A 20925-nucleotide genomic window follows, 5' to 3' on the forward strand; every position below is an offset into this window, starting at 1 on the left:
GGGGGCGGCATGAACGGCGATCCGCTCGGGCTGCGTTCGTCCGCGCTCTTCCGCTTCTTCGGCGCGGTGATGGCGCACCGGCTTCGGCGCGGCTTCCACGCGGTGCGGCTGGCGCGGCCGGGCTGGCCGGCGCTGGCACCCGGCCGGCCGGCGATCGTCTACCTGAACCATCCCTCCTGGTGGGATCCCGCCGTCCTGATCCTGATGGCGGACAGCCGCTACCGCGAGAGGCCCGGATACGGGCCGATCGACGCGGCGATGCTGCGCCGCTATCCCTTCATGGCCCGCATCGGCCTGTTCGGGATCGAGCCGGGCCGGGCCGGGGCGGCGGCCTTCCTGCGGCATGGCGAACGGATCCTGGCCGATCCGCGCGCCATGCTGTGGGTGACCGCTGAGGGCACCTTCACCGACCCGCGCTGCCGTCCGGTCCGCCTGCGGCCCGGCGTCGCCCATCTGGTCCGCCGGGTGCCCTCGGCGCAGGTGGTCCCGATGGCGCTGGAATATCCCTTCTGGAACGAGAGCACGCCGGAGGTGCTGGCCCGTTTCGGCGAGCCGCTGGACGCCGCCGAGCTCGCCGGCCGGCCGGTGGCGGAGATCGCCTCGGTGCTGGAGAGCAGGCTGGAGGCGGCGATGGACCTGCTGGCCGCGGACGCACGGAGCCGGGATCCCGCCCGTTTCACCACGCTGGTCGCCGGCAGGGCCGGGGTGGGCGGCGTCTACGACCTGTGGCGGCGGGCGCGGGCCTGGGCCGGCGGACGGAACTTCTCCCCCGCCCATGAGGATCTCCATGAGGATGGCGGAGCCGGCGAGGCGCGCCGGTGACCGCCGTGCCAATGGCCACTCTGCCGGAGGCCGCCGCCCTGCTGTCGCTGCTGCTCGCCCTGCTGCCGCTGGTGCTCGGCATCGCCAACCTGCGCCACTACCGGCGTCCGGAGGCGGAGCCGCCGCCGGGGACGGCGGTCAGCATCCTGATCCCCGCCCGCGACGAGGAGGCGACCATCGCCGCGGCGGTGGAGGCGGCGCTGGCCAGCCGCGGCGTCGTGCTGGAGGTGGTGGTGCTGGACGACCAGTCGAGCGACCGCACCGCGGAAATCGTGCGCGCCATCGCCGCCCGCGACCCGCGCGTCCGGCTGGAGGTCGCGCCGCCGCTGCCGCCGGGATGGTCGGGCAAGCAGCATGCCTGCCACGTGCTGTCCGGCCTGGCCCGGCATCCGGTCCTGCTGTTCCAGGATTCCGACCTGACGCTCGCCCCCGACGCCGCCCGGCTGGCCAGCGGCGCGCTGCTGGCGACGGGCGCCGGGCTGGTCAGCGGCGTGCCGCGGGAGGAGACCGGCGGCCTGGCCGAGGCGCTGGTGATCCCGCTGATCCATGTCCTGCTGCTCGGCTACCTGCCGATGGCGATGATGCGGCGGTCGGAAGACCCGCGCTTCGGGGCCGCCTGCGGCCAGTTGATCGCGGTGCGGCGCGACGCCTATCGCGCGGCCGGCGGCCATGCCGCCATCGCCGCCTCGCTGCATGACGGGGTGACGCTGCCGCGGGCCTTCCGCCGGGCCGGGCAGGGCACGGACCTGTTCGACGCCACGGGACTGGCGCGCTGCCGCATGTACCGCGGCTGGCGCGAGGTCTGGGCCGGCTTTTCCAAGAACGCGACCGAGGGGATGGCGACGCCGTCGGCCCTGCCGGTCTGGACCCTGCTGCTGTTCGGCGGCCATGTGGCGCCCTGGCTGCTGCTGGCCTGGGCGGCGGTCGCGCCGCTGGCGGACTCCGCGGTGCCGGATTTCACGGTGGCGGCGGCGGCGGCCGGGGCGGCGGCCGGCCTGCTGTTCCGCCTGTTGCTGGCCGTCCGCTTCCGCCAGAGCATCCTGGGGGCGCTGCTGCACCCGCTGGGCATCCTGCTGCTGCTGGCGATCCAATGGTCGGCGTTGCTGCGCGCCCGCCGCGGCCGGCCGGCCCAGTGGCGGGGACGCGCCTATCCGGGCGGCCTGCCGTGACGCCCTGGCTGCGCCGGCGCGCGCACCGCATCTTCCACCCGCTGGCCGGGGCCGATGCCGCGACGCTGGCCACCGTCCTGCGCGAGGCCCTGCGGGACGGCGGCGGGGTGGCGCCGCGCCACCTGCATCGGGTGGCGACCGCGCTCGGCAGCGCCGCGTTGCGGGCACCCTTCGACGCCCTGGAGAACCACAAGGTCGGGCGGTCCATGGCCACGGGGGCGGGGCTGGCCGGATCGCCGCCGCCGCTGTTCATCCTCGGCCATTGGCGCAGCGGCACGACGCATCTTCTGAACCTGATGGCGCAGGATCCCCGCTTCGCCGCCCCCGATCCGCTGGCGGTCGGCCTGCCCTGGGGCTTCCTGGGGCTGAGCGGCTTCTGGCGCGCCCGGCTGGAGGAGTGGCTGCCGCCCGACCGCATCATCGACCCGATCCCGGTCGATCCGACCGCCCCGCAGGAGGACGAGCTGGCGCTGGCGCTGATGCAGCCGCTGTCCTACTACCACGGCATCTTCTTCCCCAAACATCTGCGCCGGGCCTTCCGGCAGGGCGTGCTGTTCGAGGACTGCACGCCCGAGGCGGTCGATCTGTGGCGCCGCCGGCTCGACCATTACCTGCTGAAGCTGCAGTTGCGGCATGGGCCGCGCCGGCTGCTGGTCAAGAACCCGGCCCACACGGCCAAGCTGGCGGAGCTGCTGGCGTTGCGCCCGGATGCCGTGGTCGTCCACATCCACCGCGACCCCCACGAGGTCTACAGCTCCACCCGCCGGATGCTGCTGACGCTGCTGCGGGAGTTCTCGCTGCAACGCTATGATGCCGGGGCGGTCGACGCGCTGGTGCTGGACCTCTATCCGGCGATCATGGAGCGCTTCGACCGGGACCGGTCGGCACTGCCATCGGGGCGGCTGGTGGAGGTCGCCTACCGCGACCTGACCGCCGACCCGCTGGGGGTGCTGGCCGGCATCTACGAGGCACTCGGGCTGGGAGCTTTCGAGGCGGCCCGTCCGCGCATCGAAGCCTACCTGATGGGGATCAGCGGCTACCGGCGCGCTTCGCATGCGCTGGAGGAACCGGTGCGCCGGCAGGTGCGCGACCGGTGGGCGTTCGCCTTCGACCGCTGGGGATATTAGAGTCTTCCGTGTGAGTCACGTTTCAAGCGGCAGGGGGGCTGCGCCGGTCAGGGACTGTCCGCCCGCCGACCCCGCCGCGCCCAGTCGTCCCGCCCGAGACGGTAGAGCACATGGCGCTTCAGGGCGTGGCCGTCCGGGACCCGGGGATGGTCGAAGTCGCCCCCGGCGTCACGCGCCATGCCCAAGCGCTCCATCACGGCCCTCGACCGCCGGTTCGCGGGAACGGTGACGGCAATCACCTCATCCAGGCCAAGCGCCTCGAACCCATGGGCGAGGGCCAGGCCGGCGGCCTCGGTCGCATAGCCCTTTCCCCAGAAGGCGGAGTCGAGGCGCCAGCCCACCTCCACCGCCGGGGTGAAATGAGCCTCGTAGCCGACCCTCAGCAATCCGGTGAATCCGATGAACGGGCGGATCCCCGGCAGTTCGACCGCCCAGAAGCCGAAGCCGTGCCGGTCGAAATGGTCCATCAGGCGCTGTATGACGGCGTCGCTCGCCGCACGGTCGGGGATGGGGAGAAGATGCTCCATCACCGCGGCGTCCCGCGACATCCGGTAGAACGCTTCCCCGTCACCGTCCCGCCACGGGCGCAGGACGAGGCGGGAGGATTCGAGGACCGTGTGCGTCATGCTGCTTCTCCACCGCCGGGGCGCCCCGGGCTCATCTGCCGTTGCCGGACGTGCACATCCAGAGGCGGCATCAGATCACGGGAGGGAAAGGGCTTGCCATCATCCGCGCGATGGCGATCCGGGCCGGTATACTCCATGTGCCTCGGGCACAGAAATGTGCTGTCTTCCCCGGGAATCGGTCACGGCATAGATACGGAGTCATCGAAACACGGGATGGCCGGAAGCATGCTGCTGTACCAGTTCCAGAAGGGCACGAACCCACGGCGCGTCATCATCTACCTGGCGGAAAAGGGGATCGAGGTTCCGCGCTACGAACTCGATTACGCGAACGGCGAGCACCGCACCGCCCGCTACCTGGCCATCAATCCGGCGGGCCGCGCTCCCACCCTGGTGACCGACAGCGGCCTCGCCATCACAGAATCGGCGGCGATCGTCGAGTATCTGGAGGAGCTTTACCCGGACAGGCCGATGATCGGCTCGGATCCGCTGACGCGTGCGCGCGTGCGTGCCCTGGAGCGGATCGGCAACGACCTGATCGCCCGGGGCCAGTTATGGCTGTGGAACCGGACCGGCGCGTTCCCGGCGAAGGAGCCGAGCCCGTCGGCGGAGACGGAGAACCGTCTCCACCGGTACGTAACGGAACTTCTCGACGTGCTGGAGACGGAGATCGGAGAGAACGGGTTCCTGGCCGGTGCCGAGCCGACGATCGCCGACTTCACCGCCTTCCCCATCTTCCAGACCGCGCGCGAGCGGTTCGATTTGCCGTTCGCGGACGGTCACCGGCGGCTGGATGCGTGGTACAGGCGTTTCCGGGCGCGTCCGAGCGCGGAGTACTGAGGCGGCGGTTCCGTGCGCTCCGCCGGCCCGGTACCGGGCGGCAGGTCCGTCACCGTCGCCGTCGTGATGTTCAAGAAGGCACCGGGAGCGACGCATCCGGCCGGTGCCGGGCACCGGTGCGGTCAGGGGCCGATCGCCGCCGACAGGACCGGGTAGCGGGCGATGGTGGCCGAGATCGCCATCGCCGCCGCGCGCAGGTCGAACAGCCGCTCCTCGACCAGCTTCTGCGGGGTCAGCAGCCCGGTGTAGCCCGACGAGTTCACCGCGGCGACGACCTCGTTGCCGGTTCCGCGGATCGGCACGGCCAGCGCGGTGATGCCGTAGTCGAGCTGGTCGACGGTGGTGGCGTAGCCGTCGGCGCGCGCCTGCAGGATGACGGCGCGCAACTCCTCCTTGTCGGTGACCGTGTGGCGGGTCAAGGCCTTGGGCTCCATCTTCTCCAGATATGCGTCCAGCGCCGCGTCCGGCAGGCCGGCCAGCAGCACGCGTCCCAGCGAGGTCGCATGGGCCGGATAGCGGGCGCCGACCACGGCCGACGCGCGGCGGGCATGCTGGACCGAGACATGCGCGATGTAGATCAGGTCGGTGCCGTCGAGCGTGCCGACCGAGGAGGCGTCGCCATAGGTATCGACGATCCGCTTCAGCTCCGGCTTCAGCAGGTCCTCTATGCGGGCGGAGACGTAGTAGGCCGAGCCCAGCGCCATCACCTTCGGGCGGAGGTGGAAGCGCTTGTTCTTCTGGCCGACATAGCCCAGCGCCATCAGCGTCAGCAGCGAGCGGCGCGCCGAAGACGGTGAGGCGTCGATCCGGCGCGCCACCTCGCTCAGCGTCATCTCGGCATGGTCGGCATCGAACGCCTCGATGACCGCAAGGCCCTTGGCCAGCCCCTCGACGAACTCCGTGGGCTTTTCAGATTCGTCCAAGTCCATCCTCGCCTGATGCGCGTCCGCGTCCGCCGCCGGTCTGTTCCGCGCCTCGCGGTCCGGCCGGACGCAAGGGCGAAGGCTAACGCCAGAGATGAGTCCCGATCAAGAAATCTTTCGCATTCCGAAATTTACCGCCGCAATACGAATAAATTGGGCGAACCGATACCGGCGGGAAGGCGGCACAGCGGCAACGATTCGTTCGTCTGATAATCAAATTCCCTTGACTCGATAGCCGATAAGCGAAAGTATTTTCGCTATGAGAAAAAACTTACCGGGAGCGGCCCGTTGAGAATCGGAAAGCAGGACAACGCCCTCACCGCCATCGCGACGTCGGATGCCGACAGCATCACCGTCCGTGGCTTCGACCTCTGCTCCGAGCTGATCGGCGTCGTCGATTTCGTGGACCATTTCTGGCTGCTGGTGACCGGCGAACGGCCGAGTGCCGCGCAGCGGATGGTGACGAACGCCTGTCTCGTCTCGCTCGCCGAGCATGGGCTGGTGCCCAGCGTCCAGGCGGCGCGCATGACGCTCGCCGCCGCACCCGAGGCATGGCAGGGGGCGATGGCCGCCGGCCTGCTCGGCATGGGCAGCGTGGTCGCCGGAAGCTCGGAGGTGGCCGGCCGCTACCTGGCCGAACTGGTGCAGGAGACCGAGGCCCCGGGCGCCGAGATGGCGGCGGTCTGCGCGCGCAGCCTTGAGGCGATGAAGGCGTCGCGGCGGAAGGTCCCCGGCCTGGGGCACCCGCAGCACAGCGGCGGCGACCCGCGCGCCCACCGGCTGATCGCGGTCGCCGAGGAGGCCGGCATCGCCGGCCGCCACGTCGCCGTCCTGAAGACGCTCGACGCGCTGGGTCCGGACATCTTCAAGCGCCCGTTGCCGATGAACGTGTCGGGGGCGATCCCGGCGGTGATGCTGGACGCCGGCTGGCCGCTGGAGGCGATGAAGGGCGTTCCGCTGCTGGCCCGCTGCGCCGGCCTGGTCGCCCACCTGTTCGAGGAGGCGCGGCGCCCCATCGGCTTCATCATGTCCCATCAGGCCGACATGGCGATCGGCTACGACGGCCGCCCGTCCTCCGCGGCCGGCCACAAGGCGGAGTGACGGCGATGACCAAGATGCTCGCCGCCATCCGCGTCGTGGAGATGGGGACCTACATCACCGGCCCCGCCGCCGGCATGCACCTCGCCGACCTCGGCGCCGACGTCATCAAGGTGGAGCGGCCGGGGGAGGGGGATCCGTTCCGCGCCTTCAAGGGCGGCCTCTATTCCCCGCATTTCCAGACCTACAACCGCAACAAGCGCTCCATCGCGCTCGACCTGCAGAAGCCGGAGGACCGCGCGGTCTTCGACGGGCTGATCGCCGAGGCCGACGTCTTCATCCAGAACTTCCGTCCCAGGGTGGCCGAGCGCATGGGCTTCGGGCCGGAGCAGCTCCGCGCCGCCAACCCGCGGCTGGTCTATTGCGCCATTTCCGGCTTCGGCCGCACCGGCCCCTATCGCGACCGTCCGGCCTTCGACACGGTGGCCCAGGCCGCCGCCGGCTACCTGCGCCTGCTGACGCCGCCGGACCGGCCGCGCGTCATCGGGCCGGCCATCGCCGACGCCGTGACCGGCCAGTATGCCGCCCTCGGCATCATGGCGGCGCTGCTGCAACGGGCGGCGACGGGGCAGGGGCGGGTGATCGACATCTCCATGCTGGAGGCGATGACCCACTTCAACCTGGACAGCTTCACCCACTTCTTCAGTGCCGGCGAGGTGATGGGGCCGCTCAGCCGGCCCAAGGTGTCGCAATCCTACACCTTCGCCTGCGCCGACGGCCGCTGGTTGGCCATCCATCTCTCCTCCCCCGTCAAGTTCTGGGAGGGGCTGACCGATGCGGTGGGGCGGCCCGACCTGCGCGAGGATCCGCGCTTCGCCGAGCGTCCGGCCCGCATCGCGAACCAGGACGCGCTGATCGCCATCATGGCGCCGCTGTTCGCGGCCAAGCCGCGCGACGAATGGTGCGCGATGCTGGAGACGCTCGGCGTGCCCCATTCCGCCGCCTACGACAGCGACGAGGCGCTGGACGACCCGCAGGCGGTCCACCTGCGCCTGAAGGTCGAGGCCGAGCATCCGGTGATGGGCCGCTTCCGCACGGTGCGCCCGCCCTACACCGTCGACGGCGAGCCGGACCTGGAGGTCCTGCCGCCTCCCACGCTCGACGAGCATGGCGCGGCCATCCGCGCGCAACTGGCCGCCGGCGCGCAAAGCCGCTGGCCGGCGGCCTGATCAACAAGAACGGGAGGAGAGCGAGATGAAAATGGGCTTCAAGGCGTTCCGCAACACCGGCATCGCGCTGCTGGCGGCGATGGCGACGACCGCGCTGACGGCCGGCACCGGCCATGCCGCGGACACGATCCGCATCGGCCTGTCCACCAAGGCATGGTTCCCCTCCTTCGTGGCGGAGATCACCCAGCAGCAGGGCATCTTCAAGAAGCATGACATCAACGCCGAGCTGACCGTCTACCAGAGCGGCTCGGAAGCGCTGACCGCCATCGCCGCCGGTGCCGCCGACCTGATGTCGAGCAATCCCAGCATCGTCGGCGAAGGGCGCGAGGCCGGGGTGAACGTCAAGATGGTCGCCATGCTGGCGACCCGGAACTTCGGCTGGCAGATCATGGTGCCGCCCAAGAGCGGCATCAAGGCGGTCGCCGACCTGGCCAAGCACAAGGTCGGCATCACGTCGGCCGGCTCCAACACCGACCTGCTGGCGAGCTGGGTGAAGAAGAAGTACGGCATCGACTTCGTCGCCATTCCGGTCGGCGGCGCCGGCCTCGTCCCCAACCTGATCAGCGGCAACCTGGACGCCGTCATCATCTACCCGCCGCTCAGCTATCAGGTGGCGCTCGACGGCAACGGCCGGGTGCTGACCGACTTCAGCGACGAGATGCCGCCCCATCTCGAGGCCGGCTGGGCCGCCGACGACGAGTATGCCGCCAAGCACAAGGACGCGCTGAAGCGGGCCTTGACCGCCCTGTTCGAAGGGGTCGCCTACATCAAGGGCAATCCCGACGCGGTCATCCCGCAGCTCGCCAAGTATGACGGCGTCTCGGCCGAGGTCGCCAAGCAGGAATACGCCAACACCTTCGGCCACCTGTCCGACGACGGCGCGATGACCAAGGAGCTGGTCCAGGAGACGCTGAACCTCTACGCCAACGGCAAGAAGGAACTGGATGCCTCGACGCTGTTCGACAGCTCCTTCACGCCCGTCGCGATCGCGCGCTGAGCCCGGGGGATGGCGACCCGCGACGCGGTCTTGGGCTACGGGGCGGCGGGAGCCGTCTTCCTGGCCCTGTGGGAGGCGGCCCCGCGGCTGGGCTGGATCGACGGGCGGCTGCTGCCGCCCTTCTCCGACGTCGTCGCGGCCCTCGGCGCCATGGCCGCGACGGCGACCTTCTGGCAGCAGGTCCAGCTCACGCTGCTGGAGACCCTGACGGCCTTCGTCATCGCGCTGCCGGTCGGCGCGCTGCTGGGGGTGCTGGTGCAGGAGAGCCGGTTCGCCTCGCTGGTCTTCAAGCCGCTGATCTTCTTCGTCTTCAGCATCCCGAAGTCGATCTTCCTGCCGATCTTCATCCTGATCCTCGGCATCGCCTTCTGGCAGAAGGTCGCCTTCGGCATCTTCTCCACCGTCTTCATCGTGATGATGACCACCTTCTCGGCGGTGGAGTCGGTGCGCGAGGACCAGTTGCGCGTCGCCCGCTCCCTCGACGCCTCGACCATGCAGAAGATCCTCTTCGTCTACCTGCCGAGCATGACGCCGGTCCTGCTGGAGGCGGTGCGAGTGGCGATGATCTTCAACTTCACCGGCATCCTGCTGGCCGAGATGTACGCGTCGCGCGAAGGGATCGGCAACGCCATCGGCGTCTGGGGCCTGGGATTCCAGATCAAGGAGCTGCTGGCGATGGTGCTCTTCGTCTCGGTCCTGGCCATCGGCTTCAACGAGGCGATCCGCTACGTGGAAGCCAAGTGCGAACACTGGAGGAACTGACTGTGATGCCCCGCATGTCCCAAGCCACGGCGTCCATCCGGAAACCGCACGGCGCCACCATGTCGGTGGTCGGGCCGGACCATCCGGCGGCCGACGCCGGCAAGACGCTGGAGGTCCGCGACCTCAACCACACCTACAACGTCAACGGCAAGACGACGCAGGCCTTGAAGGACATCGCCTTCAACGTTTCCGCCGGCCGCTTCCTCTCCATCGTCGGGCCGAGCGGCTGCGGCAAATCCTCGCTGCTGATGATGCTGGCCGGCCTGCTGACGCCGAGCGACGGCACGATCGCCGTCGGCGGTCGCCCGCTGACCAAGCCGGACCCGACCCGCGTCGGCGTCGTCTTCCAGGATGCCAGCCTGTTCCCCTGGCTGACCGCCCGCCGCAACGTCGAGTTCCCGCTGTTCCTGCGCGGCGTCGACAAGGCCGTCCGCCGCGAGAAGGCCGAGGAGGCGCTGGCGCTGGTCGGGCTGGAGCGCTTCGCCGACAGCCTGCCGCACGAGCTGTCCGGCGGCATGAAGCAGCGCGTCTCCATCGCCCGCGGCCTCGTCCAGGACCCGCCGATCCTGCTGATGGACGAGCCCTTCGCCGCGCTGGACGAGCAGACCCGCATCACCATGGGCGACGAGCTGCTGCGCATCTGGGAGAAGGCGCGCAAGACCATCGTCTTCGTCACCCACGGCCTGAGCGAGGCGATCTACCTGTCCGACGAGGTGCTGGTGCTGTCCGGGCGTCCCGGCCGCATCCTCGACCGCGTCGTCATCGACCTGCCGCGCCCGCGGTCGCTGGAGATGATGGCGCAACCCCGGTTCGCAGAGCTGCGTGAGGCGATATGGCATATGATCAAAGCGTGACGCACCTCCCGCGCGGCCGCGAGGCGTCCGCCGGGATGAGCCTGGAGGCCAAGGCCCGGATCTGCCGCTATGTCATCATCGCCGCGATCATCGCCGCCTGGGAGATCGTGCCGCGGCTCGGGCTGGTGCCGCGCCTGTTCCTGCCGTCGCTCAGCAGCACGCTGACGGTGCTGGTGGCGCAATCCGGCGACTTCGCGGTCCAGATGCTGGTGACGCTGCAGGAGGTCGGCATGGCGCTGGTCTTCGCCTGCGGCTTCGGCATCCTGTTCGGCCTGTGGGTCGGCAGCACACTGACCGTGCGCAAGGCGCTGCTGCCGGTGGTGTCGGCGCTGTTCGCGGTGCCGCTGGTGGTGCTCTATCCGCTGTTCACCGCGTGGTTCGGCATCGGCTCGGCCTCCAAGGTGGTGTTCGCCAGCGTCTACGGGCTGCTGCCGACGGTGCTGGGAACGGCGGCCGGCGCGCAGACGATCGACCGCCAGCTCACCCAGGCCGCCCGCAGCATGGGGGCGACGCGCCTGCAGCAGATCCTGTGGGTCACCCTGCCGGCATCCGTCCCGACCGTCCTGGCCTCGTTCCGTCTGGGCGGGGCGCTGGTGATCGTCGGTGTGGTGGTCGCCGAGATGATGATGTCCAGCGCCGGCATCGGCTTCCTGCTGTCCAAGTACCGCACGCAGCTCAACAGCCCCGGCGTCTTCGCCGCGATCATCCTGATCCTGGCCCTGGCCATCGGGTTCGACCTCGCGGTGCAGGCCATCGAGCGGCGCTGGACCGGCAGCCGGAACAAGGCGGCGGGCCGTCCGGCGGACGCGCCGTGAGGGAAGGGAGGCCAATGCGATGAAGAAAGTCACCCTGAGCTTCGACAACGGTCCCGATCCGGACACCACGCCCAAGGTGCTGGACGTGCTGGCCCGCCACGGACTGGCCGCCAGCTTCTTCGTGGTCGGCGAGCGGCTGCGCGATCCCGCCCGCCGCGCGGTGTGCGAACGGGCGCGGGCGGAAGGGCACCTGATCGGCAACCATACCTACGGCCACATCATGCCGCTGGGCATGAGCGCCAACCCGGACCTGCCGGCCTGGGAGATCGGCAAGGCGCAGGAGCTGATCGGCACGCTGTCCGAGCCGGTGCCGCTGTTCCGCCCGTCCGGCGCGCTGGGCGCGCTGAACGACACGCTGTTCAGCCGGCGGGCGCTCGACCACCTGGTGGCCGGCGGCTACACCTGCGTGCTGTGGAACGCCGTCCCGCGCGACTGGGACGATCCGAAGGGCTGGGTCGACCGCGCGCTGGAGATGTGCGAGCGGCAAAGCTGGCCGCTGGTCGTGCTGCACGACATCGACACCGGCGCGATGGATGCGCTCGACCGCTTCCTCGGCGAACTGGCGCAGCGGGACATGGCCGTGGTCCAGGAGTTCCCGCCCGATTGCGTCCCCATCGTCGGCGGCCGGATCGTCGCACCGGTCGAGCAGTATGTCGCCGCCTGACGGGGCGGCGGCCTCCGCCGCTGCCGGCCGCACCGTCACGCTGACGACCCCCGACGGGGTCCGGCTGGCGGTGCAGGACTGGCGCCGCCCGTCGAGCGGGCGGGACGTGCTGCTGATCCACGGCTTTTCGCAGTCCCACCAGTGCTGGCGCCGGCAGACCGGCGGGGCGCTGGCGGCGCGCCTCCGGCTGGTCACCTACGACAACCGGGGGCATGGCGGGTCCGCCAAGCCGGCGGAGGCCGGCGCCTACCGCGATCCGGCGCTGTGGGCCGACGAGGTGCGGACGGTGATCGACGGCATGGCGCTCCGGCGCCCCATCCTGGTGGCCTGGTCCTACGCCGGGCGGATCGTGCTGGACTACCTGACGCGCCACGGCGACGGGGCGATCGGCGGCCTCGTCATGGTCGGCGCCACCAGCACCCTTGCCCCCGCCTGCGTCGGACCGGCCGCCGTCCTGATGGGGGCGATGGGGCACGAGGACCGGGCGACGGCGGATGCCGCCGCCGCGGACTTCATCGACCGCTGCACCCACCTGCCGCTGCCGGCGGTGGAGGCCGAGGCGATGCGGAGCCATACCGCCCTGACGCCGCAGGAGGTGAGGCGGGCCCTGGCCGGCCGGCCGGCCGACTACGACGCCACCCTGCGGGCCTTGCGCGTCCCGGTGCTGGCGATCCATGGCGAGGAGGATGCGGTGATCCGCCCGGCCATGGCCGAGCACACCGTGCGGCAGGCCGCGGGCGCCGGGCTGCGCCTCTATCCGGACGTCGGCCACATGCCCTTCTGGGAGGCTGCCGACCGGTTCGACGCCGAGCTGGCGGCTTTCGCCGACGCCTGCCCCTGAGGGTCGGCCGTGTGGGGCCGGTGGACCGCTTCGGTCAGGACCCACCGCCCCACCGCGGAGGACGTGCCGGGCGGCTTTCCTCTACACCGCGGTGCCGCCCTGCTCCGTCACTTGGCCAGGTCGACCGCCTCCGCCAGGCGCTGCACCGCGTCCTTGCTGCTCATGCCGGAATTGAAGTGGCTGGTGACGACGTCCAGGAAGGCGCCGCGGACGGCGCCCGGCACCGCCATTTCATGGGCCATCGAGGGCACGGCGCTGTTGTCGGCGATCGCGCCCTTCAGGTCGTCCATCGACTTGACCGCGCATTCGTCGAAGCTGTCGCGCGCCATGTCCTGGCGGGCCGGGATCGAGCCCTTGAGGACGTTGAAGGTTTCCTGGAACTTCTTGCCCAGGATCAGCTTGGCCAGCAGCTTCTGGCCGGCGGCGCGGTCGGCGTCGTCGGACTTGAACATGACGAAGCTGTCCGAGTTGACGATGTAACCCGATTTGCCGGGCACATGGGCGCAGACGAAGTCCTTGCCCGGCAGCTTGCCGGCGGCGGTCAACTCGCCCTTCTCCCAGTCGCCCATGATCTGCATGGCGGCCTGGCCGTTCATCAGCATGCCGGCGGCGATGTTCCATTCGCGGCCGGGGAAGCCGTCGTCGACGAAGCCGCGCAGCTTGCGCATCTGGTCGAACACCTTGACCATGGTGTCGCTGGTCAGCGCCGTCTGGTCCAGCTCCACCAGCGCCTTGCGGTAGAAGTCCGCACCGCCGAGGCCGAGGACCACGTCCTCGAACAGGGCGCCCTCCTGCCAGGGCTGGCCGCCATGGGCCAGCGGGACGATGCCGGCGGCCTTCAGCTTCTCCGCCGCGGCGTTGAACTCGTCCCAGGTCTTGGGAATCTCGACGCCGGCCTTCTTCATCGCCTGCGGGTTGACCCACAGCCAGTTGACGCGGTGGATGTTCACCGGCACGGCGTAATAATGGCCCTTGTCGGTGACGACGTCGCGGATCTGCGGCGGCAGGATGGCGTCCCAGTTCTCCGCCTTGGCGACCTCGTCGAGGGTGGCGAGCTTGCCCTGGGCCGCCCAGTCCTTGATGTTCGGCCCCTTGAGCTGGACGGCGTTCGGCGGGTCCCCCGCCAGCACGCGCGAGCGCAGCACGGTGCTGGCGGCATCGCCACCGCCGCCGGCCACCGGCGCGTCGATCCATTTGCCGCCCGACGCCTCGAAGTCCTGGCGCAGCGCGCCGGCCGCCTTCGATTCGCCCCCGGAGGTCCAGTAATGCAGCACCTCGACCGTCGGTTCCGCCCTGGCCGGCGCCGCCAGCAGGCTGCCGGCCAGCACGCCCGCCAGCGCGGTCGCCATCCTGGTCATGGCAAGGTGGGATTTCCCGGTACGGGATTCTCGTTGCGTCCGCATCTCCGACATTTCCCCCTTGGACCGTCTTGATTGCTGGCCGGATGGCCGTGCCGGAACTCTAACGCGCGTGCAATCAGGCGGCCCCATTATTTGGTAACAACGCCTTCTCACCGGCGCCGAGCTGTTACACGGCCGTTACAATGGCTGCCGGCGACGGACTATACCGCGGCCGGCTGGTGCGGCTAGAGTGGGGCGGCAAGACGGCGATCGGAGCCGGATGGGCTGAGCCGGGCAGGCGGGGCGGACGGGGCATGGAGCGCGCGCGGCATCTTCTCGTCGTGGACGACGATCCCGAGATCCGGGACATGCTCCACGATTTCCTGGTCAGGAGCGGGTTCCGCGTCTCCACCGCCGCCGACGGGCGCGAGATGGGGCGGGTGCTGGCGCAATGGCCGGTCGACCTGATCGTGCTGGACCTCATGCTGCCGGGCGAGGATGGGACCAGCCTGTGCCGGTCGCTGCGCGCCAGGTCCGATTCCAGGTCGGACACGCCGGTGATCATGCTGACCGCCATGGGCAGCGAGGTCGACCGGATCGTCGGGCTGGAGGTCGGCGCCGACGATTATCTGGTGAAGCCGTTCAGCGCCCGCGAACTGCTGGCCCGCATCCGTGCCATCCTGCGCCGCAGCGGCGGGTCGGAGACGGTGCGAGAACGCCACCGCGTCCTGGGCTTTGCCGGCTGGTCGCTCGACCAGGGGCGGCGGGAACTGCGCACGCCGGACAAGGTGGTGGTGCATCTGAGCCAGGGGGAATACGCCCTGCTCGGCACGCTGCTGGAGCGGGCGCCGCAGGTGGTGGAGCGGACGGAGCTGCTGGAAAAGCACCGCGGCGACACGTCGATCCCGTTCGACCGCAGCATCGACATCCAGATCAGCCGCCTGCGCCGCAAGCTGGAGGAGGGATCGGGCGGTTCGGCGCTGATCAGGACGGTGCGCGGGATCGGATACCAGTTCACCGTGACGGTGGACGACCTGGGCGAGTCGGTCGCCGCCGGAATCGGCCGTGGGGCTTGACCGGCCGGTGCCGGCGTGGCTGTGCGCCGCCCGCCTGCGCCCCTCCCGGCTGCGTCACCGCATCCTGCTGGCGATGGTGGTGCTGCTCCTGCTGACGCATGGCGGCGCGCTGGTCGGAACGCGGCTGCTCGACGACCGCGCGCGGGAGCTGCTGACCGCCCATCGGCTGGGACCGGCGATGGCGGCGGCGGTGGAAGCGGCGGAGCGGGGAGCGCAGGACGGCACCGCCGACGGGCCGGCGCCGGCGTCGCCCGGCACCCCCGACCTGTCGGTCGGTCTGCAGCCGGGCGCGCCGGCCTCCGCACGCCCCGAACCGCCGGTGGGATGGCGCCTGGAGGAGGTGCCCGGCACCCCGCGCCCGGTCTTCGTCGCCGGTCCGCCCGGCCTGCCCGATCAGGCGCCGGCACCGGCCGCCACCCTGGCGCAGTCGCTCTCGACGGTGGCGGAGCGGGTGGCAGGGCAGCTTCGCGACGCCCGGGTCTATGTGCGCCTGTCCTCCGGCGCGTGGCTGGAATTCGCCAGTGCCCGCTACTGGCGGGTCCGCAGCACGCCGTTCGAACTGCTGCTGGCCGGGCTGGCCGCCTTCGGGCTGGCGGGGGCGGTGCTGCTGTGGCTGCCCGGCCGGCTGGTGCGGCCGCTGGAGGACCTTGCCGAGCAGGCGACCCGCCCGCATGACCGCCTGCACCCCCGTCCCCTGCCGGAGGACGGGCCGGAGGAGGCGGCGGCGCTCGCCCGCGCCTTCAACCAGACCCGCAATGCGCTTCGCGACCTGATGGAGGGACGAACCCACCTGCTGGCGGCGATCAGCCACGACCTGCGGACGCCCGCCACCCGGTTGCGGCTGCGCGCGGAGTATGTCGAGGACGAGGCCTTGCGGGCCAAGATGATGGCCGACATCGACGAGATGGCGGCGATGGTGGCGGCGACGCTGGAGTTCCTGGGCGACGACGTGCTGCGCGAGCAGGTGGAGGTCGTCGCCTTCGCCAGCCTGCTGCAGAGCCTATGCGACGATTACGCCGATACCGGCAGGCCGGTGGCCTACCAGGAGCCGCCGCCCCTGCAGTTCGCGGCGGTGCGCACCATCTTCGGCGTCGCGGGCGGCGGCGGCGAGCGCAGCGACCGCTTCGACCATTCGCGCCAGCTCCGCCTCGCCGGCCGGCCGGCCAGCCTGCGCCGGGCCTTCGCCAACCTGATCGACAACGCCCTCAAATATGGGGAGCGCGCCACGGTGTCGGTCGATGCCGACGCGGCGGAGATCGTGGTGGATGTCTGCGACGAGGGGCCAGGGATCCCGGATGGGGAGATCGCCAACGTCTTCAAGCCCTTCGTCCGGCTGGAGGGTTCGCGCAACCGCAGGACCGGCGGCAGCGGCCTTGGCCTGTCCATCGTCAAGTCGATCATCGAGGCGCACCAGGGCCGGATCGAGCTGAGCAACCGGGCGGGGGGCGGCCTGCGGGTGCGGGTGACGCTGCCGCGGATGCTGTGAGGGGATTGGGCTTCCCTCGGGGAGGGGGCCTGCGGAAGGCGGAAGGCTGCGCCGGGACTCTTCCTGCGGCGCAGCCCGTGGCAACGGATGCGTGCTACATCAGCTTGTCGAGGGTGATCGGCAGGTCGCGGATGCGTTTGCCGGTGGCGTTGTAGACGGCGTTGGCGACGGCGGCGCCGACGCCGGTGATGCCGATCTCCCCGATGCCGCGGGCGCCCATCGGCGCCTGCGGGTCGGGGATGTCGGTGTAGAGGATGTCGATGGAGGGTACGTCCATCTGCACCGGCACATGGTATTCGGCCAGCGAGGCGTTGACGATGCGGCCGGTGCGCGGGTCGAAGTTGGTCTCCTCGGTCAGCGCCAGTCCCAGTCCCATGATGATGCCGCCCTTGAACTGGCTGGTCGCCGTCTTGGCGTTGAGGATGCGGCCGGCGTCGAAGGAGCCGAGGAAGCGCGAGACGCGGGTCTCGCCGGTGATCTCGCTCACCCGCACCTCGCAGAACTGCGCGCCGTAGGAGTGCATCGAGAAGGCTTCCATCTCGGCCGGCGGCGGCGCGTCGGCCTCGCAGGACAGTTCGTCGCGGCCCGACCGGCGCAGGATCGACTCATAGCTCTCGAAGCGCGCGGGATCGTCGCGGTGGCCGATGCCGCCATCCCGCGTCTCGACGTCGGCGAGCGAGAGGCCTGCCAGCGGAGAATCGTTGCCGGCGAGCTTGAGCAACTCCTCGACGAACACTTCCGTCGCGGCGATGACGGCGCCGCCGACCGAAGCCGTCTGCGTCGAACCGCCGGCGATCACCCCGCGCGGCAGGGTGGTGTCGCCATACTCGAAGGTGACGCGGCCGAGGGGGACGCCGAGGCGGGCGGCGACGTGCTGGATCTGCACCGTCGCCGTCCCCATGCCCATGTCGTGCACCGCGGTCGACACGGTGACGTGCCCGCCGGCCGTCAACCTGATCCGCGCGGCGCCGCCGGGGAAGCGGTGGTAGGGGTAGGTCGCCGTGGCGCAGCCCATGCCGATCAGCCATTCGCCGTCGCGCCGCTGGCGCGGCGTCGGGCTGCGGCGGTCCCAGCCGAACCTCGCGGCACCCTTCTCGTAGGCTTCGATCAGGTGTCGGGAGGAAAAAGGCTTGCCGCTGGTCGGATCCTTGTCCGGCTCGATGCGGCGGCGCAGTTCGATGGGGTCGAGCCCCAGCTTCTCCGCCAGTTCGTCGATCGCGCATTCCAGCGCGAAGGTGCCGACGGATTCGCCGGGCGCCCGCATGAAGGTGTTGGCCACCATGTCCATGTCGGCGACCGCCTGTGCCAGCCGGACGGTCTTGGCGGCATAGAGATGGCGGGTCGGGAAGGTGAACTGTTCGGGGCAGGAGTTGTGGGTGGTCATCGCGACGATGCCGGTGTGGATCAGCGCGTCGAGCCTGCCGTCGGCGCTGGCGCCGAGCGCCACCCGCTGTTCGGTCAGCGTCCGGCCGCCGACGATGCGGAACACCCCTTCGCGCGACAGCATGATGCGCACCGGCCTGCCGGCGAGCCTCGCCGCGGCGCAGGCGAGGATCTGGTGGTCCCACAGGCATTTGCCGCCGAAGCCGCCGCCGACATAGGGCGAGGAGACCCGGACCTTGTCCGCCTCCAGGCCGAAGATGTCGGCCAACTGCCCGGCGGTCAGGTCGAGAAGCTGGCTGGCGTCATGCACCCGCAGTTCGTCGCCGGTCCAGGCGACGGTCGCCGCGTGCAGCTCTATGGCGTTGTGGTTGTGCCGCGGCGTCCGGTAGATCTGGTCGACCCGCACCTCGGCCGCCTTGAGGGCGGCCTCGGCATCGCCGATCTCGACGACCGGCGGCTGGCCGAGGATGTTGTCGAGCTGACGCGGCGTCTTCTTGGCGTCGTCGAACGAGGTCACGGCCGGCAGGGCGGCGTACTCGGCCCTCACCAGCGATGCCGCGTGATCGGCCTGTTCCTGCGTCTCGGCAAGGACGACGGCGATCGGCTGGCCGTTCCAGTGGATCTGGTCGTCCTGCATGACCGGCAGCTCGCTCGCCCCGGCTGCGGTCGGCGACGACATCATCAGCGACGGCGCCTTCATCCGGGGCGCGTTGCGATGGGTCATGACCAGCACGACGCCGGGTGCGGCTTCGGCCGCCGCCGTGTCGAGCGTGGTGATACGCCCGCGTGCGATGGTGCTGAAGGCGAGTGCTGCATAACAGAGGCCCTCATAGGGGAACTCCGCGGCGAAGCGGGCCTTGCCCTGCACCTTGAGCGGCCCCTCGATGCGCGAGACCGGCTGGCCCAGCGGGCCGTTCCCCTGCGCGCCGTGCTTGCGAAGGATGGGATCCTGCGTGACCGCCGGCTGCCAGCGGCCGGGACGGGCGGACGCCGGATCGGAGTGCGCGCTCATGCGTCTTCTCCCTTGAGGTCGGTGAGGACGGCGACGATCGTCCGCTTCGCCAGTTCGATCTTGAAGGCGTTGTCGCGGAGGCCGGCGGCGGCGGCGAGTTCCGCCTCCGCGGCGGCGCGGAAGCTCTCCGCAGTGGCGGGCCGGCCCTTCAGCGCGGCTTCGGCCGCCGAGGCCCGCCACGGCTTGTGGGCGACGCCGCCGAGCGCCAGCCGGACCTCGCGCACCATGCCGCCATCGTCGACGTCGAGCGCGGCGGCGACCGAAACCAGCGCGAAGGCGTAGCTCGCGCGGTCGCGCACCTTGCGGTAGGTGGAGCGGCGGGCGATGGGCAGCGGCGGGATCTCGACAGCGGTGATCAGCTCGCCCGGCTTCAGCTCCGTCTCGACGTCCGGCCGGTCGCCCGGCAGGCGGTGGAGGTCGAGAAGCGGGAGGCGGCGTGCCCCCCCCGGGCCGTCCAGCTGCACCATCGCGTCGAGCGCGGCGAGGGCCACGCACATGTCGGACGGGTGCGTGGCGACACAGGACGGCGACGCGCCGAGGATCGCGTGGTAGCGGTTGAAGCCGTCGCGTGCGTCGCAGCCGGATCCCGGCTGCCGTTTGTTGCAGGCGGCCGCGGTGTCGTAGAAATACCGGCAGCGCGTGCGCTGCAGGATGTTGCCGCCGACTGTCGCCATGTTGCGGATCTGGGCGCTGGCGCCGGCGAGGATCGAGCGCGCGAGGAGAGGGTAGTGGGTGCGCACGTGCGGATCGGCGGCGAGCGCGGTGTTGGTCGCCGCCGCACCGATCAGCAGGCCGCCGTCGGCGCGCGGCTCGATGCCACCCGGCAGTCCGGTGACGTCGACCAGCATGTCCGGCCGCTCGACCGTCTCGCGCATCAGGTCGACGAGGTTGGTCCCGCCGCCGAGATAGCGCGCCGCGGCGTTCCCCCTGGCCAGGTCGATGGCGCCGGAGGCGTCGGACGCCCTTTCGTAGGTGAAGAGGTTCATGCCCGTGCCCCCTGCTGTGCCGAAGGCGTCGCCTGGGTCGCCGGCGCCCGGGATGCCGGCGTCTTGACGAGTGCTTCGGAGATCGCCTCGATGATCCCGTTGTAGGCGCCGCAACGGCAGATGTTGCCGCTCATGCGCTCACGCAGCTCCGTCTCGTCGACGGCGATGCTGGCTGACGACAGGTCGGGGGTGACCACGCTCGGGACGTTGCGCTCGATCTCGCGCGCCATGCCGATGGCGGAACAGAGCTGGCCCGGCGTGCAATAGCCGCACTGGAAGCCGTCATGCTCGACGAAGGCCTGCTGCAGCGGATGCAGGCTGCCGTCGGCGCCGAGCCCTTCGACGGTGGTGATGCTGCGGCCCTGGTACTGGACCGCGAGCGCCAGGCAGGAGTTGATGCGTTCGCCGTCGACCAGGACGGTGCAGGCGCCGCAGGCGCCCTGGTCGCAGCCCTTCTTGGTGCCGGTGAAGCCCAGCGTGTTGCGGAGGAGGTCGAGCAGCGAGCTGCGGATATCCGCCTCGACCTCGACGCTTTGCCCATTGATGGTGAAGTTCATCAGCGCATTCCCCATGTCGGAACGGATACCGTGTCGGAACGAGTGCTCGCGCGTTGTTGAGGACCGTGGTCCGTAACGGACACGCGCCCTTCCTGTTTCTTGACCGGTGACAGCCGGCGGCCATGTCCCGCCGGGTGGGGCGCATCAGGCGCGTCGCCGGAAGCCCGGTGCGGCGCGTCGCCGCGCCCCGCGGCTGGGCTGAATCCGCTCGATAACCATCAACTGCGATGGAAATCACGATGGCCGAGCAAAGATCGCCTGTCGGGGCAGGGTTGAAAAGGACGCGGACGGAGACGTTTCGCCCGAACGCTCGGCGTAGATGCCCAACCGCCGATGGAATTCGAGGTGGGGCGTCCGTGCCGCAAGGGGCATGGCGGACAA

General features: G+C 70.7%; 20 protein-coding genes. 14 read left to right on the forward strand and 6 right to left on the reverse strand.

The window, feature by feature from the left end:
* Positions 1-9 precede the first annotated feature (9 nt).
* The 3 genes from J2850_RS19485 to J2850_RS19495 are packed head-to-tail and all read left to right on the forward strand — an operon-like array spanning position 10 to position 3118.
* A complete protein-coding gene (locus tag J2850_RS19485; RefSeq protein WP_209984929.1) occupies positions 10-822 on the forward strand; it encodes a lysophospholipid acyltransferase family protein in 813 nt (270 codons plus the stop codon).
* 11 nt (positions 823-833) lie between these two features.
* Positions 834-1991, forward strand: a complete 1158-nt coding sequence (locus J2850_RS19490) for a glycosyltransferase (protein ID WP_209985060.1) — start codon at positions 834-836, stop codon at positions 1989-1991.
* Positions 1988-3118, forward strand: a complete 1131-nt coding sequence (locus J2850_RS19495; protein WP_209984931.1) for a sulfotransferase family protein — start codon at positions 1988-1990, stop codon at positions 3116-3118. The genes J2850_RS19490 and J2850_RS19495 overlap by 4 nt, the downstream gene beginning before the upstream one ends.
* Before the next feature lie 47 nt (positions 3119-3165).
* Here the strand turns inward: J2850_RS19495 and J2850_RS19500 are convergent, their stop codons facing one another.
* Positions 3166-3744, reverse strand: a complete 579-nt coding sequence (locus tag J2850_RS19500) for a GNAT family N-acetyltransferase (protein WP_209984934.1) — start codon at positions 3742-3744, stop codon at positions 3166-3168.
* Positions 3745-3969: 225 nt separating this feature from the next.
* Between J2850_RS19500 and J2850_RS19505 the strand changes: the two genes are divergently transcribed.
* Positions 3970-4581: a glutathione S-transferase family protein gene (locus J2850_RS19505; RefSeq protein ID WP_209984937.1), complete on the forward strand. Its 612-nt coding sequence runs from the start codon at positions 3970-3972 to the stop codon at positions 4579-4581.
* A 122-nt stretch (positions 4582-4703) separates the two neighbouring features.
* Here the strand turns inward: J2850_RS19505 and J2850_RS19510 are convergent, their stop codons facing one another.
* Positions 4704-5504, reverse strand: coding sequence for an IclR family transcriptional regulator domain-containing protein (locus J2850_RS19510; protein ID WP_209984940.1), 801 nt, complete (start codon positions 5502-5504; stop codon positions 4704-4706).
* Positions 5505-5792: 288 nt separating this feature from the next.
* On the opposite strand from J2850_RS19510, the gene J2850_RS19515 reads away from it, so the two are divergent.
* Genes J2850_RS19515 through J2850_RS19550 form a run of 8 tightly spaced genes read left to right on the forward strand, consistent with a single transcriptional unit; the run spans position 5793 to position 12704 of the window.
* Positions 5793-6605, forward strand: coding sequence for a citryl-CoA lyase (locus tag J2850_RS19515; protein WP_211113972.1), 813 nt, complete (start codon positions 5793-5795; stop codon positions 6603-6605).
* Between the two features lie 5 nt (positions 6606-6610).
* Positions 6611-7771 carry a CaiB/BaiF CoA transferase family protein gene (locus tag J2850_RS19520; protein ID WP_209984942.1) on the forward strand — a complete coding sequence of 387 codons (1161 nt, stop codon included), beginning with the start codon at positions 6611-6613 and terminating at the stop codon, positions 7769-7771.
* 25 nt (positions 7772-7796) lie between these two features.
* Positions 7797-8768, forward strand: coding sequence for an ABC transporter substrate-binding protein (locus tag J2850_RS19525; protein ID WP_209984945.1), 972 nt, complete (start codon positions 7797-7799; stop codon positions 8766-8768).
* A 9-nt stretch (positions 8769-8777) separates the two neighbouring features.
* Entirely contained in the window at positions 8778-9530 is a 753-nt protein-coding gene (locus tag J2850_RS19530; RefSeq protein ID WP_209984948.1) for an ABC transporter permease, read from the forward strand.
* A 5-nt stretch (positions 9531-9535) separates the two neighbouring features.
* Positions 9536-10384 carry an ABC transporter ATP-binding protein gene (locus J2850_RS19535; RefSeq protein ID WP_246513242.1) on the forward strand — a complete coding sequence of 283 codons (849 nt, stop codon included), beginning with the start codon at positions 9536-9538 and terminating at the stop codon, positions 10382-10384.
* Positions 10381-11199, forward strand: a complete 819-nt coding sequence (locus tag J2850_RS19540; protein ID WP_209984950.1) for an ABC transporter permease — start codon at positions 10381-10383, stop codon at positions 11197-11199. The genes J2850_RS19535 and J2850_RS19540 overlap by 4 nt, the downstream gene beginning before the upstream one ends.
* A 19-nt stretch (positions 11200-11218) precedes the next feature.
* Positions 11219-11863 (forward strand): polysaccharide deacetylase family protein, encoded by a 645-nt coding sequence (locus tag J2850_RS19545; RefSeq protein WP_209984955.1) that lies wholly within the window; start codon positions 11219-11221, stop codon positions 11861-11863.
* On the forward strand, positions 11850-12704 hold the full coding sequence (locus J2850_RS19550; RefSeq protein WP_209984958.1) for an alpha/beta fold hydrolase: 855 nt from the start codon (positions 11850-11852) through the stop codon (positions 12702-12704). Before J2850_RS19545 ends, J2850_RS19550 begins: the two co-directional genes overlap by 14 nt.
* Positions 12705-12811: 107 nt before the next feature.
* Here the strand turns inward: J2850_RS19550 and J2850_RS19555 are convergent, their stop codons facing one another.
* On the reverse strand, positions 12812-14062 hold the full coding sequence (locus tag J2850_RS19555; RefSeq protein WP_209984961.1) for an ABC transporter substrate-binding protein: 1251 nt from the start codon (positions 14060-14062) through the stop codon (positions 12812-12814).
* A 296-nt stretch (positions 14063-14358) separates the two neighbouring features.
* On the opposite strand from J2850_RS19555, the gene J2850_RS19560 reads away from it, so the two are divergent.
* Positions 14359-15120, forward strand: coding sequence for a response regulator (locus J2850_RS19560; protein ID WP_209984964.1), 762 nt, complete (start codon positions 14359-14361; stop codon positions 15118-15120).
* Positions 15110-16606 (forward strand): ATP-binding protein, encoded by a 1497-nt coding sequence (locus tag J2850_RS19565; protein WP_209984966.1) that lies wholly within the window; start codon positions 15110-15112, stop codon positions 16604-16606. The genes J2850_RS19560 and J2850_RS19565 overlap by 11 nt, the downstream gene beginning before the upstream one ends.
* Before the next feature lie 94 nt (positions 16607-16700).
* Here the strand turns inward: J2850_RS19565 and J2850_RS19570 are convergent, their stop codons facing one another.
* Genes J2850_RS19570 through J2850_RS19580 form a run of 3 tightly spaced genes read right to left on the reverse strand, consistent with a single transcriptional unit; the run spans position 16701 to position 20544 of the window.
* Entirely contained in the window at positions 16701-19001 is a 2301-nt protein-coding gene (locus J2850_RS19570) for a xanthine dehydrogenase family protein molybdopterin-binding subunit (protein ID WP_209984969.1), read from the reverse strand.
* On the reverse strand, positions 18998-19987 hold the full coding sequence (locus J2850_RS19575; protein ID WP_209984973.1) for an FAD binding domain-containing protein: 990 nt from the start codon (positions 19985-19987) through the stop codon (positions 18998-19000). The genes J2850_RS19570 and J2850_RS19575 overlap by 4 nt, the downstream gene beginning before the upstream one ends.
* Positions 19984-20544 carry a 2Fe-2S iron-sulfur cluster-binding protein gene (locus J2850_RS19580; protein WP_209984976.1) on the reverse strand — a complete coding sequence of 187 codons (561 nt, stop codon included), beginning with the start codon at positions 20542-20544 and terminating at the stop codon, positions 19984-19986. The genes J2850_RS19575 and J2850_RS19580 overlap by 4 nt, the downstream gene beginning before the upstream one ends.
* Positions 20545-20925 lie beyond the last annotated feature (381 nt).

Source organism: Azospirillum picis (assembly GCF_017876115.1).
In the GTDB taxonomy this organism is placed as follows: Bacteria; Pseudomonadota; Alphaproteobacteria; order Azospirillales; family Azospirillaceae; genus Azospirillum; species Azospirillum picis.

What these genes read in the sequence shown, in the direction of transcription:
- J2850_RS19580 (WP_209984976.1), bottom strand. Translation starts at nt 20,544, where the DNA reads ATGAACTTCACCATCAATGGGCAAAGCGTCGAGGTCGAGGCGGATATC.
- J2850_RS19485 (WP_209984929.1), top strand. Translation starts at nt 10, where the DNA reads ATGAACGGCGATCCGCTCGGGCTGCGTTCGTCCGCGCTCTTCCGCTTC.
- J2850_RS19500 (WP_209984934.1), bottom strand. Translation starts at nt 3,744, where the DNA reads ATGACGCACACGGTCCTCGAATCCTCCCGCCTCGTCCTGCGCCCGTGG.
- J2850_RS19530 (WP_209984948.1), top strand. Translation starts at nt 8,778, where the DNA reads ATGGCGACCCGCGACGCGGTCTTGGGCTACGGGGCGGCGGGAGCCGTC.
- J2850_RS19490 (WP_209985060.1), top strand. Translation starts at nt 834, where the DNA reads ATGGCCACTCTGCCGGAGGCCGCCGCCCTGCTGTCGCTGCTGCTCGCC.
- J2850_RS19545 (WP_209984955.1), top strand. Translation starts at nt 11,219, where the DNA reads ATGAAGAAAGTCACCCTGAGCTTCGACAACGGTCCCGATCCGGACACC.
- J2850_RS19505 (WP_209984937.1), top strand. Translation starts at nt 3,970, where the DNA reads ATGCTGCTGTACCAGTTCCAGAAGGGCACGAACCCACGGCGCGTCATC.
- J2850_RS19575 (WP_209984973.1), bottom strand. Translation starts at nt 19,987, where the DNA reads ATGAACCTCTTCACCTACGAAAGGGCGTCCGACGCCTCCGGCGCCATC.
- J2850_RS19535 (WP_246513242.1), top strand. Translation starts at nt 9,536, where the DNA reads ATGCCCCGCATGTCCCAAGCCACGGCGTCCATCCGGAAACCGCACGGC.
- J2850_RS19525 (WP_209984945.1), top strand. Translation starts at nt 7,797, where the DNA reads ATGAAAATGGGCTTCAAGGCGTTCCGCAACACCGGCATCGCGCTGCTG.
- J2850_RS19570 (WP_209984969.1), bottom strand. Translation starts at nt 19,001, where the DNA reads ATGAGCGCGCACTCCGATCCGGCGTCCGCCCGTCCCGGCCGCTGGCAG.
- J2850_RS19555 (WP_209984961.1), bottom strand. Translation starts at nt 14,062, where the DNA reads ATGACCAGGATGGCGACCGCGCTGGCGGGCGTGCTGGCCGGCAGCCTG.
- J2850_RS19550 (WP_209984958.1), top strand. Translation starts at nt 11,850, where the DNA reads ATGTCGCCGCCTGACGGGGCGGCGGCCTCCGCCGCTGCCGGCCGCACC.
- J2850_RS19560 (WP_209984964.1), top strand. Translation starts at nt 14,359, where the DNA reads ATGGAGCGCGCGCGGCATCTTCTCGTCGTGGACGACGATCCCGAGATC.
- J2850_RS19520 (WP_209984942.1), top strand. Translation starts at nt 6,611, where the DNA reads ATGACCAAGATGCTCGCCGCCATCCGCGTCGTGGAGATGGGGACCTAC.